The 13041-nt window shown below is 67.1% G+C and carries 10 protein-coding genes; 4 read left to right on the top strand and 6 right to left on the bottom strand.

Translation table 11 applies throughout. The features are described from left to right. The first annotated feature begins 94 nt into the window (after nt 1-94). Entirely contained in the window at nt 95-934 is an 840-nt protein-coding gene (locus tag VXD91_RS05660) for an FkbM family methyltransferase (RefSeq protein ID WP_061000822.1), read from the top strand. A 60-nt stretch (nt 935-994) separates the two neighbouring features. Here VXD91_RS05660 and VXD91_RS05655 read toward each other — a convergent pair whose 3' ends face one another. The 3 genes from VXD91_RS05655 to VXD91_RS05645 all read right to left on the bottom strand — a co-directional run bounded on the left by VXD91_RS05655 (nt 995) and on the right by VXD91_RS05645 (nt 4034). Further along, entirely contained in the window at nt 995-2734 is a 1740-nt protein-coding gene (locus VXD91_RS05655; protein WP_073696517.1) for an AMP-binding protein, read from the bottom strand. A gap of 166 nt (nt 2735-2900) precedes the next feature. After that, complete coding sequence (locus VXD91_RS05650) at nt 2901-3635, bottom strand: hypothetical protein (protein WP_043396370.1); 735 nt, start codon at nt 3633-3635, stop codon at nt 2901-2903. Nucleotides 3636-3680: 45 nt separating this feature from the next. Beyond that, entirely contained in the window at nt 3681-4034 is a 354-nt protein-coding gene (locus VXD91_RS05645; RefSeq protein ID WP_020100525.1) for a hypothetical protein, read from the bottom strand. 134 nt (nt 4035-4168) lie between these two features. Between VXD91_RS05645 and VXD91_RS05640 the strand changes: the two genes are divergently transcribed. Together VXD91_RS05640 and ileS are read left to right on the top strand one after the other, a co-directional pair. After that, nucleotides 4169-4813, top strand: a complete 645-nt coding sequence (locus VXD91_RS05640; protein ID WP_138249237.1) for a hypothetical protein — start codon at nt 4169-4171, stop codon at nt 4811-4813. Between the two features lie 292 nt (nt 4814-5105). Then, complete coding sequence (gene ileS / locus VXD91_RS05635) at nt 5106-8252, top strand: isoleucine--tRNA ligase (RefSeq protein ID WP_346414890.1); 3147 nt, start codon at nt 5106-5108, stop codon at nt 8250-8252. 16 nt (nt 8253-8268) lie between these two features. On the opposite strand, the gene VXD91_RS05630 is transcribed toward ileS, so the two are convergent. Next, nucleotides 8269-8478: an RNA-binding S4 domain-containing protein gene (locus VXD91_RS05630; RefSeq protein WP_061000815.1), complete on the bottom strand. Its 210-nt coding sequence runs from the start codon at nt 8476-8478 to the stop codon at nt 8269-8271. Between the two features lie 33 nt (nt 8479-8511). Between VXD91_RS05630 and VXD91_RS05625 the strand changes: the two genes are divergently transcribed. Further along, nucleotides 8512-9873, top strand: coding sequence for a DNA polymerase IV (locus VXD91_RS05625; RefSeq protein ID WP_346414889.1), 1362 nt, complete (start codon nt 8512-8514; stop codon nt 9871-9873). On the opposite strand, the gene VXD91_RS05620 is transcribed toward VXD91_RS05625, so the two are convergent. Beyond that, nucleotides 9870-11903 (bottom strand): acyltransferase family protein, encoded by a 2034-nt coding sequence (locus tag VXD91_RS05620; RefSeq protein WP_346414888.1) that lies wholly within the window; start codon nt 11901-11903, stop codon nt 9870-9872. The genes VXD91_RS05625 and VXD91_RS05620 overlap by 4 nt on opposite strands. A 159-nt stretch (nt 11904-12062) precedes the next feature. Beyond that, nucleotides 12063-12986, bottom strand: coding sequence for an asparaginase (locus VXD91_RS05615; protein ID WP_346414887.1), 924 nt, complete (start codon nt 12984-12986; stop codon nt 12063-12065). Nucleotides 12987-13041 lie beyond the last annotated feature (55 nt).

The following is a 13041-nucleotide window of genomic DNA, read 5'->3' as shown; positions in this document are numbered from 1 at the left end:
CCTGCTGTCCGGTGGGGGGATTTAGACGTCGATTTGTGCGAAGGGCCCGACGCGATCGCACCGCGACTCTAAAGAACAGGATATTCGATCAGCTATGGATCTCCGGAAATTCGCTGACTCATTGCGGCCACTCCCAGGATGGATCGGGGGTGGCATTCTCGACTGGTATCAACTCGGGCTCAGAAAGCCGCGAGACGCGACCACTTATTACGGGGCCACCGTGCATTGCGACCCCGTCGACTCGATACAGCGGAGCATCATCTACTACGGCGTGTGGGAACCCGCCATTTCGCGAATCATCGAAAGCAGTCTGGCTCCGGGCGATCTGTTTGTCGACATCGGCGCGAACATCGGCTACGACTCCATGCTCGCGGCGACGAAAGCCGACGTCGTGGCCATCGAGGCGGCACCGCACATCTACCGGAAGCTGCTGCACAATCTCGACCGCAACCCCGAACTCGCCGACCACATCCGCCCGGTGAATGTGGCGGTTTCCGACCGTGTGGGCGAACTCGACCTGTATGACTTCGGCCCCCGAAACATCGGTGCCACCACCACCTTGCCGTCGCGCCGCGGGAAGAAATGCGCGACAGTCGCAGCGGCTCCGTTGCTGGATATTCTCTCGGCCGAGGAATTGGCACGTATCCGGCTGATCAAGATGGATGTCGAAGGTGCTGAAACAACCATTCTCAACGACATTTTCGACCATATCGATGCGTTTCCCGAGAATATGAGCATCATCTTCGAGGCCAATCCCGAAGACGACCAACCCGCATTCGATGTGCTGTTCAAGCGAATTCAGCAAAACTTCGTGGCATACGAAGTGGAGAACGGTTACAGCAATGCGTGGTATCTGAAATGGAGAGAACGCCCGCTCACCGAGATTCGAACCACCCCGGTCCGGCGAACCGATATTCTCCTCACCCGCGCCTAGCGCAGGATCAGTCCACCGCGAATCCCGGGCCGCGCTACGCAGCCCGGGACCGGAGGTGGATCACGCGTCCAGGCGCGCCAGTTCACCCTTGCGGTACAGCTCGGTGCAGGCCTGGCGGCGGATCTTGCCGCTCGTGGTGATCGGGATCGAGCCCCGGCCGACCAGCACCAGGTCGGCGGCATTCACACCGTGCACCTGGGAGATGGCCGAGGTGATGTCGTGCTTGACCTGTGCCAGGTTCTCGCGGACCTCGTCCTCGGTCTCGCCGCGCTTCTTCATCTCGATGACGACGGCGAACTGTTCGACACCGTCCTCCTCGAAACCGACGGCGGCGGTACGGCCACCCGAGACCGCGCTGACGGTGGCCTCGATGTCGTCGGGGTACAGGTTGCGGCCGCGGATGATCAGCAGGTCCTTGATCCGGCCGATGATGAACAGCGAGCCTTCGGAGATGAAGCCGAGGTCGCCGGTACGCAGCCAGTACTCCGACGGGGTGCCCTCGGGAGCGTCCTCGAGTACGCCGCGGAAGGTCTTCTCGGTTTCCTCGGGCTTGTTCCAGTAGCCGGCACACACGTTCTCGCCGTGCGTCCAGATTTCACCGACGGTGCCCTCGGCAGCCTCGCGGCGGGTCTCCGGGTCGACGATGCGAACCAGGGGGGAGGGCGAGAAGCCGTAGCTCACGAGCGGGCTGCCGGACTCGACGCGCTCGACGATGCCGTCGGCAAGCTTCTCGGTGTCGAATTCCACGACCGTCGGCGGCTCGCCGGATTCGCGGGATGCCACGTAGAGGGTCGCCTCGGCCAGGCCGTAGCTCGGGCGGACAGACTTGCCCGGCAGCCCGAACTTGGCGAAGCGCTGGATGTAGCGCTTCACGGTGGTCGGCTGTACGCGCTCGGCGCCGCTGAAGACCGTCAGGACCGTGCTCAGGTCCTTGCCGGCCATGTCCTCGTCGGTGGTCCGCGCGGCGGCCAGGTCGAAGGCGAAGTTCGGCGCGGCGGTGATGACGTTCTTGTGGCTGCCCATCAACTGCATCCAGCGGGCGGGCTTGACCAGGAACGAGATGGGGCTGGTCATCACGGTGTGCCAGCCGCCCAGGATCGGCGTGCACACGCCGAGCAGCAGGCCCATGTCGTGGTACAGCGGCAGCCATGTCACCACGGTGCTGCCGGCCGGCGCGACCTTGCCCCACTCGGAGAAGAAGACCGCGATCATCTGCTCGTAGTTGGCCGAGACGTTGCGGTGCGAGACCATCACGCCGGCGGCGGTGCGGGTCGAGCCGGAGGTGTACTGCAGGTACGCGGTCTCGGGCCGAACTTCGCGGCGGGAGAACGGCTTACGACGCGTCTCCAGGTCCAGTTCATCGACGGCCAGCACGACGGGGCTGCGGCCGTCGTCGTTCGGCGTCGCGTACTGCGCGACGGCGTCCTTGCTGGCCGCGGTGGTCAGGGCTACGACCGGCTGCGCATCCTTCATGACCGAGATGACGCGCTCGTCGTGGTGGCCCATGATCGGCTGGGTCAGCGGGACGGCGATCATGCCGGCCTCGAGGGCGCCGAGGAAGCCGACGACGTATTCGAGGCACTGCGGGGCGACGATCACCACGCGGTCGCCGATCTCACCGTGCTGGCGCAGTTCGTGCGCCACTGCGACGCTCTGCTGGTACAGCTGAGCCCAGGTGAGGGTCTTGGCCACGCCATCGGGGTCGGTGTCGTAGTCCATGAACGTGAAAGCCACGTCGTTGGGTTGCAGGCTGGCGCGCTCGCGCAGGACGGCCGGCAGAGACGACTCGATCACGGACACTTCCTCCTCGGGGATGTTCGGGCAGGGGTGAAGGCCGGGTGTCGTCGAAGGTGGTGAAACACAGTCAAACTGACACCGGGTGCCGGATAGCAGAGTAAGGCATCCTCGCAGATTTTGACGGATCGGGCCTTTTGCTGACGAGTCTCCGACGGTCAGCGCTGGAGGCTCAGTGGGCCGCCTTCGAGAACCACTTGGTCTTGATCAGCCACGAGTGCGCGGACGCCAGCGCGAAGACCCCGCCGCACATGCAGGCGAAGACCCAGACGAACTTGCCGTCTTCGAGGGGCTGCAGCTCGGGCACCAGCGATGTCAGGATGCGGGTGGCGCAGGCCATGATGCCGCTGGCGGTGGCGAACAGATAGATGTTGGCGATGCGCCGCGAGTCGGGGTTCTTGCGCAACACCAGCAGGGCGCGGCCGCCGAACACCAGCAGGTAGGTCAGGGTGCCGCACAGCACCAGCCAGTACGCGGCCAGCCAGCCGTCGGTGGGCATGGTGAACAGGTCGGGGGAGTACTCGCGACCGGCCACGCTCATCGAGAAGAGCGCGAGCAGCACCGGGATGCACAGGGTCGCGGGCCGCTCGATGTACTGCGTGAACATCTTCTGCATGGCGGCGTCGTCGGCCAGGCGGCCGATGGCGTTGTAGACGATGGCCGAGGCGGCCACGATGTAGCAGTCATGTCCGAGGTAGGCGGGCAGGTTCCACACACCGGTTGCCGAGTGGATGGCGCGGCCCAGGGTGTCGGCGGCCATCGGGGACATCAGGGCGACGGCGGCGGCCTGCAGCGCGATGTTGAGGGTCGCTGCCACTTCCCAGCGGCACGACCAGGTGACGCGACGAATCCACAAACTCCACGCCATACAGGCGAGAGTGATGGTTATGAGCAATGTGAGAGCCATGGTTGGAGCCTTTGCCAGCGCCTGCGAACGCTCAGATTCTACTGGTCATAGCGGCGGCGCATCAGCGCGTCGCGTCATCTCCGACAACTTTGTGGCGCGTTTGGGGACCGCCGGCGCCGCCGTGGCAACCGCGAGGGGTGCCGATTGGATGTAGTTGATGACCTCGTCGTGGCTCATCAGGCCGAACCGAACCTGCAGGTCGGGATAGCTCAACCGGAAGTGATCGGCCACCAGGCGGAGTTCTTCCGCGTTGGGATAGTCGGCCTCTTTGATTCGCCGGTAGTACGTACTGCTCGACGTTCCGAGCGCACCGTAGATCTCCCTCGCTTCGACGTCGCCGTCGAAGATGTAGTCGAGCAGCGCCTTGAGCTGTCTGCCGTTCTGGTCTGTTCGGGGCACTCTGCCACGATAGACCCTTCCCCCCTTTGGTTGCTAGCAACTGTTTTTGCGACACATAAGCCGTAATTGACATGGGCGTCACAGTTTCGGGAGCTATGTCCCAAATTTGGGAATCGTGTTGTAGTCTGCATCACATGACTCTTGCGTACGCCGGTGAGTTCGACGCCGTTCTCCCTTCTGCTGCTGCGGCGACGATGCATGTCGCCGACTACGAGTTCGGCGGCTTCGACACCGCCGGTACTGCGGTCGACATGCGGCGCCTCGAGGCCCCGCTGTCGCCGGTGATCACCGCCGAGCTCGAGGGCGCGGTCGAATACCTGGGAGTCGATGCCGAGGTGCTGCTGATCGCCGCCCTCGGCCGCGCGATCGAGCGGGTCATCGGGCCCGGCCGAGCCGCGGTCGACGTGGCCGCAGCGAAGGAACGCTCCGGCGGCGGCCTGGCCGTGATCCGGCGGCTCGAGGTGGAGGCGGCCTCCGCATCGGACGTCGACGCCACCGCGATGGTGCAGGCGGTCCGCGGCGCCCTGGCGGCCGCCGCGGCCGACCCGAACGACGTTGCCGACGTGTTGTTCAGTTACGGCATGTCCGCCATCGACGGCGAGCACCCGGGCCCGGCCCACACGCTCGAGGTCCGCGCGTTCCACGCCGACGACGCCTTGCACGTCGACTGGTGGTACGCCCGGCACCAGTTCGAGCCCTACACCGTGGAAGAACTCGCCGAGCAGTTCTCTTACGCCGTCATCGAGCTCGCCTCGGAGGCCCTGCCGGTCGCGGAGTAGTCCGGCGTGATCCGCGGCGGCCCGCGCCCGTTAGAATCGCTGCATTCGCATCGATCCGGCCATCACCGGGGAGCATTCGGAAGAACGGCCGGCGCCATCAACGCCGCGGCTCAGTAGAACCGAACGGGTGGGCCCGTCATCGCCTGCAGTTGAGCGGCGCACGCGTGCGACCTTCCGGGGTCGGCGGTGCGCAAGCGGGGTGGTACCGCGGCACTCGCGTCCAGACGCGAGATCGTCGTCCCCGTGCCTGGAACTGAGCACCGTTTGGTGCTGACGGCACTGGAGACCAGACGTGAGCGCGTACCCCAAGACAGCCAGTGGCACACCGAATTTCCCCGACCTCGAGACCGAGGTTCTGGAGTTCTGGGCCCGTGACGACACCTTCCGCGCCAGCATCGCGCGCCGCGACGGCGCCCCCGAATACGTCTTCTACGACGGTCCGCCGTTCGCCAACGGGCTGCCGCACTACGGCCACCTGTTGACCGGCTACGTCAAGGACATCGTTCCCCGGTACCGCACCATGCGCGGCTACAAGGTCGAGCGCCGATTCGGCTGGGACACCCACGGCCTGCCCGCCGAGCTCGAGGTGCAGCGCCAGCTCGGCATCTCCGACAAGGCCCAGATCGAGGCCATGGGTATCGGCGCTTTCAACGACGCGTGTCGGGCGTCGGTCATGAAGTACTCGAACGAGTGGCAGTCCTACGTCACGCGCCAGGCCCGCTGGGTCGACTTCGACAACGACTACAAGACCCTGGACCTGACGTTCATGGAGTCGGTGATCTGGGCGTTCAAGCAGCTGTGGGACAAGGGCCTGGCCTATGAGGGCAACCGCGTGCTGCCGTACTGCTGGAACGACGAGACGCCGCTGTCCAACCACGAGCTGCGGATGGACGACGACGTCTACCAGAGCCGGCAGGACCCGGCGCTGACCGTCGGGTTCGTCGCCACCGACGGCCCGGTGGCCGGTGCCCGCCTCCTGGTCTGGACCACGACGCCGTGGACCTTGCCGTCCAACCAGGCCGTCGCCGTGCACCCCGAGGTCACCTACGTGCAGGTGGTGGGCCCCGACGAGCAGAACTACGTGCTGGCCGAGCCGCGGCTGGCGGCCTATGCGCGCGAGTTCGGCGAAGAGCCGGTGGTCGTCGGCACCTACCTCGGCGCCGAACTGCTGGGCACGCACTACCTGCCGCCGTTCGCGTTCTTCGTCGACAGCGACAAGGCGCAGAACGCGTTCCAGGTGCTGCAGGGCGATTTCGTCACCACCGAGGACGGCACCGGCATCGTCCACATGGCGCCGGCCTACGGCGAGGACGACAAGGCCACCTGTGACGCCGCCGGGATCGTCGCCGTCACGCCGGTGGACTCCACGGGCCGGTTCGATTCGACGGTGCCCGACTATCAGGGTCAGCAGGTCTTCGAGGCCAACCCGCAGATCATCAAGGATCTCAAGAACGGCACCGGCCCGGCGGCGGTCAACGCTCCGGTCCTGCTGCGGCACGAGACCTACGAGCACTCCTACCCGCACTGCTGGCGGTGCCGCAACCCGCTGATCTACCGCGCGGTGTCGTCGTGGTTCGTCAAGGTCACCGAGTTCCGGGACCGGATGGTCGAGCTGAACCAGCAGATCACCTGGTACCCCGAGCATGTCAAGGACGGCCAGTTCGGCAAGTGGCTGTCCAATGCGCGCGACTGGTCGATCTCGCGAAACCGCTACTGGGGCAGCCCGATTCCGGTGTGGAAGTCCGACGACCCGGCCTACCCGCGCATCGACGTCTACGGGAGCCTCGACGAGCTGGAACGCGACTTCGGCGTCCGGCCCGACAACCTGCACCGGCCCTACATCGACGAGCTGACCCGGCCCAACCCCGACGATCCGACCGGCAAGTCGACCATGCGCCGCATCGAGGACGTGTTCGACGTCTGGTTCGATTCGGGTTCGATGCCCTATGCGCAGGTGCACTATCCGTTCGAGAACGCCGACTGGTTCGACGGCAGTGCGGATGAATCGGCCCATTTCCCGGGCGATTTCATCGTCGAGTACATCGGCCAGACGCGCGGCTGGTTCTACACCATGCACGTGCTGGCTACCGCGCTGTTCGACCGCCCGGCCTTCAAGACCTGTGTGGCGCACGGCATCGTGCTGGGCAACGACGGCCAGAAGATGAGCAAGTCGCTGCGCAACTACCCGGACGTGTCCGAGGTGTTCGACCGCGACGGTTCGGACGCCATGCGCTGGTTCCTGATGGCCTCGCCGATCCTGCGGGGCGGCAACCTGATCGTCACCGAGCAGGGCATCCGCGACGGTGTCCGGCAGGTGCTGCTGCCGGTCTGGAACGCGTACTCCTTCCTGGCGCTGTATGCACCGAAGAAGGGCACGTGGCGCACGGATTCGACGCACGTGCTGGACCGGTACATCCTGGCCAAGCTCGCCGACCTGCGGGACACCCTCACTGAGTCGCTCGACGCGTGCGACATCTCGGGCGCCTGCGAGCAGCTGCGCCAGTTCGCCGAGGCGCTCACCAATTGGTATGTGCGCCGGTCCCGTTCGCGGTTCTGGGAAGAAGACGCCGACGCCATCGACACGCTGCACACCGTGCTCGAGGTGACCTGCCGCCTGGCCGCACCGCTGCTGCCGCTGGCCACCGAGAAGATGTGGCAGGGGCTGACCGACGAGCGTTCGGTCCACCTGACGGACTGGCCCGAAGCAGGTGTGGTCCCGGCCGACCCCGAGTTGGTCGCGGCGATGGACCGTGTGCGCGAGGTGTGCTCGGCGGGTTCGTCGCTGCGCAAGGCCAAGAAGCTGCGCGTGCGGCTGCCGTTGCCGAAACTGACTGTGGCCGTAGATAATCCGTCGGCCCTCGCGCCGTTCAAGGATCTCATCGCCGACGAGCTCAACGTCAAGGCCGTCGAACTGTCCGACGACATCGACGCCTACGGCAAGTTCGAACTGACCGTCAACGCGCGCGTCGCGGGTCCGCGCATCGGCAAGGACGTGCAGGCCGCGATCAAGGCGGTCAAGGCGGGGGAGGGCGTCGTCAATCCCGACGGCACGCTGACCGCAGGCCCCGCCGTGCTGCTGCCGGCGGAGTACAGCTCGAAACTCGTTGCGGCAGAACCGGACTTCACCGCGGCGCTGCCCGAGGGTGCGGGTCTGGTGGTGCTCGACGCCACCGTCACTCCCGAGCTGGAAGCCGAGGGCTGGGCGAAGGACCGGATCCGTGAACTGCAGGACCTGCGCAAAGCCACGGGCCTCGACGTGTCCGACCGCATCACCGTGACGTTCGCGGTGCCGGCCGACAAGCAGCAGTGGGCGACCACCCACGCCGACCTGATCGCCGGCGAGATCCTGGCCACCGGTTTCACCGTGGTGGATGCGGGCGAGCTGGCCGACGGCGCCGACGTCGGTGACGGCGTCCGGGCCGCGATCGCGAAGGCCTGACGGCCCCGGGCGCGGGTCAGCCGCTGACCCGCGCCGACTGCCCCTCGAAGGTCACGGTGTCGCCGGGACGCAGCTGCCGTCCGCGCCGTGTCTCGACCTGGCCGTTGACGCGCACCATGCCGTCGCCGATGACCGCCTTGGCGTCGGCGCCACTGTCGATGAGGTTGGCCAGTTTGAGGAACTGCCCCAGCCGGATCGATTCGTCACGGATCGGCACGTCGTTCATGCCGAGAAGGGTATCGACATAGCATTGGCGACTGTGGATCGCTGGGTCCTGCACCTCGACATGGACGCCTTTTTCGCGTCCGTCGAGCAGCTGACCCGGCCTACGTTGCGGGACCGCCCGGTGCTGGTCGGCGGGCTCGGTGGTCGTGGCGTGGTGGCCGGGGCCAGTTACCAGGCCCGCAGATTCGGCGCCCGCTCGGCGATGCCCATGCATCAGGCCCGGCGGCTCGTCGGTGCCTCCGCCGTCGTGCTGCCGCCGCGTGGTGCGGTGTATTCGGTGGCCAGCCGGCGCGCGCTCGACGCGGTGCGTGCCGTGGTACCGGTGCTGGAGCAGCTGTCGTTCGACGAGGCGTTCGGTGAGCCGGCCGAATTGGTCGGCGCCGAGCCTGACGAGGTCCGGCAGTTCTGTCAGGACCTGCGGGCCGCCGTGCGCGCCGAGACGGGGTTGGTGGCCTCGGTCGGCGCCGGTTCGGGCAAGCAGGTCGCCAAGATCGCGTCGGGTCTGGCCAAGCCCGACGGGGTCCGGATCATCAGTGGCGACGAGCAGGGCTCGCTGTTGGCGGCGCTACCGGTCCGCAAGCTGTGGGGAATCGGGCCGGTAGCCGAGGAGAAGCTGCACCGGCTGGGCATCGAGACCGTGGGCGCGCTGGCGGCGCTCACCGATGCCGAGGCCGCCGACGTCCTCGGCGGCACCGTCGGCCCGGCGTTGCACCGGCTGGCCCGCGGCATCGATGACCGGCCGGTTGTCGAGCGCGCCGAGGCCAAACAGATCAGCGCCGAATCCACGTTCCAGGTCGACCTGACGACCCTTGACCAATTGCGCGAGAGGATCGGGCCCATCGCCGAGCACGCGCACCGCCGGCTGCAGCGCGACGGGCGCGGTGCCCGCACCGTCACGGTGAAGCTGAAGAAGTCAGACATGAGTACGTTGACCCGCTCGGCCACGTTGCCGTACGCGACGACCGACCCGTCGACCCTGGCGGCGACGGCCCGCCGGTTGCTGCTCGATCCCATCGAGATCGGTCCGATTCGCCTTGTGGGCGTTGGATTTTCGGGCCTGACCGACGCCCGGCAGGAGTCCCTGTTCCCGGAGTTGGAGATGGCGGACGATGCCGAGGTCGCCACCTCGGCAGGTGAGGCCGGCCCGCTGAGCGCCACGCCGGCCGAATCCCCGTGGCGCGTCGGCGATGACGTGCGGCATCCGGATCACGGCCACGGCTGGGTGCAGGGCGCCGGGCATGGCGTCATGACAGTGCGATTCGAGACCCGGGCCAGCGGTCCCGGGGTGGCCCGCACCGTCGCGGCCGACGATCCGGAGATCACCCGCGCCGATCCCGTCGACAGCCTGGACTGGCAGGAGTACCTGGCGCAGTTGCCGGCCGACGACGCGAACTAGTCGTGGTGGGGCGGCAGGCCGTGCCCCCGATCCGGCAAGCCGGGGCCCGTGACGGCCATCTCGGCCGGTCCCGGCTCGAGGTGTTCGTCGTCCGCGCTGAGCAGCGGCATCAGGCCCGCAGCGACCACTGGTGCCAGTTGGACACTCACGTCGGTCGTGAGGTGATGCCCGTCGCGGTAGACGAGGGTGTCACCGAGGATGGTCGGACAGACGGTGTCATTGCACAGGTAGTCGGTGTAATCCAGATAGCTGAATGCGCCCCTGGCCGCCAGATCCCGTTCGGCCAGGCGGACGCGCGCGTCGAGCGCCTTGCTGCGCGGAAGCGCGCACCGCTGGGTGTCGGTGGGGAAGAGACCCAGGCAGTACGACGGCGGGACACCGGTCGACGGGGTGTCGGCGAGCATCGCGACGCGCGACTGCGTCGGCAGTTCGTCGAGAGTGTCTGTGAGTGCTTTCCGCCAGTGCGCTGTTGCGTCCGCGTCGTCGCGCACATAGCTGGCTCCCCAGCCTGCCAGCAAGATCAGCGTGGGCTTGGTGTCTGCCAGGCTGTCGAGCACTGCTTCGCGCCACCGGTCGCAGCGCGGGTAGTGGGCGATGTGGATGTGGGCCGACGGGCAGTGGCTCTTGGTGCGGTTGTCCAGCCGGATCAAGCCCTGGTCGGCCAACTTTGACAGCGCCGGATACCACTGCGCGGCATGGGAATCGCCGAACAGGACGACCACTGGGGCCGCAGGGTTGGTGCCGATCACGCAACCGGCCGCATTTGTGGCCCATTCGTCACGGTGGCAATGGTTGGCATAGATGACGGGCTGGGCACTCTCGCTGGCAGACAGCCGGGGATTCAGATTGCTCGGCACATATGGGGTGCCGGCCGGTTTCAGACTCAGCCGGGCAGGTGCTGCGGGTCGGCCCGCGTCCAACGTCGGGCTCTGTAAGACGGCGACAGTGAGAACCACGGCGCAGACAGCGGCCATCACGCCGGCGGTCGCGGTGAGCGTGCGGCGCGGGCGGGCCGCGTTCAGCCATGTCAGATGCTGGCCCGGTTGCTCGACGTAGCGGTAGAGCAGCCACGCCAGCGGGACACAGGCCGCGACGATCGTGACACGCAACCACAGGGGCGAGGTGTGCATGTAGCCGGTGGCGGCGACGGGCAGCACGAGCAGGGGCCAGTGCACGAGGTACAGCGAGTACGAGACATCGCCGATCCAGGTGAGCGGGCGCAGGCTCAGGAGTGCCGCGGGTCCCCGGCGGACGGGGCCGGCCGCGATCAGCAGCGCGGTGCCGAGCACCGGCACCGCCACGGCGTCGCCGGGGTATTCGGTGGCGGTGGAGAACAGCACACCGCTGCCGACGATCGCGGCCAGCCCGGCCCAGCCGGCGACGGCACCGACGCGGTCACCGAAGACGCGGCCACGAGTCAGCAGGATGAGCGCGACGAGGCCGCCGACGCCGAATTCCCAAATCCGTGCGAACAGGATGAAGAACGCGTTCGGTTGCGAGAAGCCGGTCAGCCACACGCACAGCGCGAACGATGCCGCGACGACCGCGGCGATGGCAGCCACGCGACGGCTGCGCAGCTTGACCAGGCCGAACAGCCCGACGAGCAACGCCGGCCACAGCAGGTAGAACTGTTCCTCCACGCCGAGCGACCAGTAGTGCATGAACAGCGACGGCGTCTTGTCGGCGAGGTAGTCGGTCGCGCGGTAGGCGAACAGGACGTTCGGCACGTAGAACGTCGCGGCAATGGCGTCCTTGACGACATACCCGAACTGCAGGGGAGACACCCAGCAGGCGGCTGCGGCCACCGTGGCGACGATGACGGTCAAGGCGGCCGGCAGCAGCCGTCGCACCCGCCGGGCATAGAACGCGCCGTACCGGATATGCCCGCGCTGGCGTAGCTCGCTCAACAGGTGCGTGCTGATCAGGAATCCGGAGATCACAAAGAAGACGTCGACACCGACGTAACCGCCGCCGAATCCGGGGAGCTCCGCGTGGAACAGCACGACGAGGGCCACTGCGATCGCGCGCATGCCCTGAATGTCGAGGCGTTTCTGCGGTTGGTGTCGGCTACCGAGCGCCGTCGATTCCACTGTCATCCCCCCGGGAGTTGGGCGTGGGGGAAATTATCATTGGGTCGTCAATTCAGCGCATGTTGACGGACAAATCGTCCACTCAGTGGGACGGTTTCGCTAAACCCACTCAGCGAACAGGTCTGTCACCGATATCTCGGCGGCGAGTGCCGCCATCAGCAATACGCGGGCCTGGGCGGCGCGCAACCCGCCCGCGGACACCGCCCCGGCGTCCAGCAATGCCCGTCCGGGACCGTAGCCCGATGTGACGCGTGCACCGGGCACCCGCGTCGCAATCGCCACCGCGACGCCGGCGGCACACAGCCGCTGCACCCCGGCGAGCACCTTGGACCCGGCATTGCCCGAGCCGAGTGATTCGAGCACCAGTCCACCGGCGCCCGCCGCGGCAAAGGCGTCCATGGCCAGTGCGTCGCTGCCGGCATACGCGGCAACGATGTCCACCCGCGGCGCGGACGCCGCCGACAACGCGCCGAGTCGTGGCCGTCTTTTGACCGCACCGGGGACGAACGAGCCGTCGCTGAGCGACCCGACCGCCGTGCCGAGCAAACCGTGCCCGGTCTTGGTCAGGCCCAGGGGCTGCCACACCTGGCCGGCCATACTGACCAGCACCCCGAGGTCGCGAGCGGACCCAGTGGCGGCCACGCTGATCGCATCGCGCAGATTGGCCGGGCCGTCGGCATCGGGCGCGTCGCTGCTGCGCATCGCGCCGGTCAGGACCACCGGTACGGCTCCGTCGTACGTCATGTCGAGCCACAACGAGGTTTCTTCCATGGTGTCGGTGCCGTGCGTGATCACGATCCCATCGGCGTCACCGGCGGCCCGCACCGCCACTGCGATCCGGTCCCAGTCGGCCGGGGTCAGTTCGGAACTGTCGACCGACATGAGGTCGACGGTGTCGATCTGGACTCCGGCGCCCAGATCGTGGACCAGGTCGGTGGCGCTACGTGTCGGGCGGGCTATTCCGTGTTGGTCGGTACTGGTGGCGATGGTGCCTCCGGTGGCGATCACGACGACGCGAGTCATGGGCGAAATTGTTCCTCACGGTGTCTTTGGGATGATGGGGTAGTGACTGATGAAT

Source organism: Mycobacterium sp. SM3041 (assembly GCF_039668335.1).
Taxonomy (GTDB): Bacteria; Actinomycetota; Actinomycetes; order Mycobacteriales; family Mycobacteriaceae; genus Mycobacterium.
Note: the sequence above shows the minus strand (reverse complement) of the source record. Positions and strands in the feature narration are given on the sequence as shown.

What these genes read in the sequence shown, in the direction of transcription:
- VXD91_RS05615 (WP_346414887.1), bottom strand. Translation starts at nt 12,986, where the DNA reads ATGACTCGCGTCGTCGTGATCGCCACCGGAGGCACCATCGCCACCAGT.
- VXD91_RS05660 (WP_061000822.1), top strand. Translation starts at nt 95, where the DNA reads ATGGATCTCCGGAAATTCGCTGACTCATTGCGGCCACTCCCAGGATGG.
- VXD91_RS05640 (WP_138249237.1), top strand. Translation starts at nt 4,169, where the DNA reads ATGACTCTTGCGTACGCCGGTGAGTTCGACGCCGTTCTCCCTTCTGCT.
- VXD91_RS05620 (WP_346414888.1), bottom strand. Translation starts at nt 11,903, where the DNA reads ATGCGCGCGATCGCAGTGGCCCTCGTCGTGCTGTTCCACGCGGAGCTC.
- VXD91_RS05630 (WP_061000815.1), bottom strand. Translation starts at nt 8,478, where the DNA reads ATGAACGACGTGCCGATCCGTGACGAATCGATCCGGCTGGGGCAGTTC.
- VXD91_RS05650 (WP_043396370.1), bottom strand. Translation starts at nt 3,635, where the DNA reads ATGGCTCTCACATTGCTCATAACCATCACTCTCGCCTGTATGGCGTGG.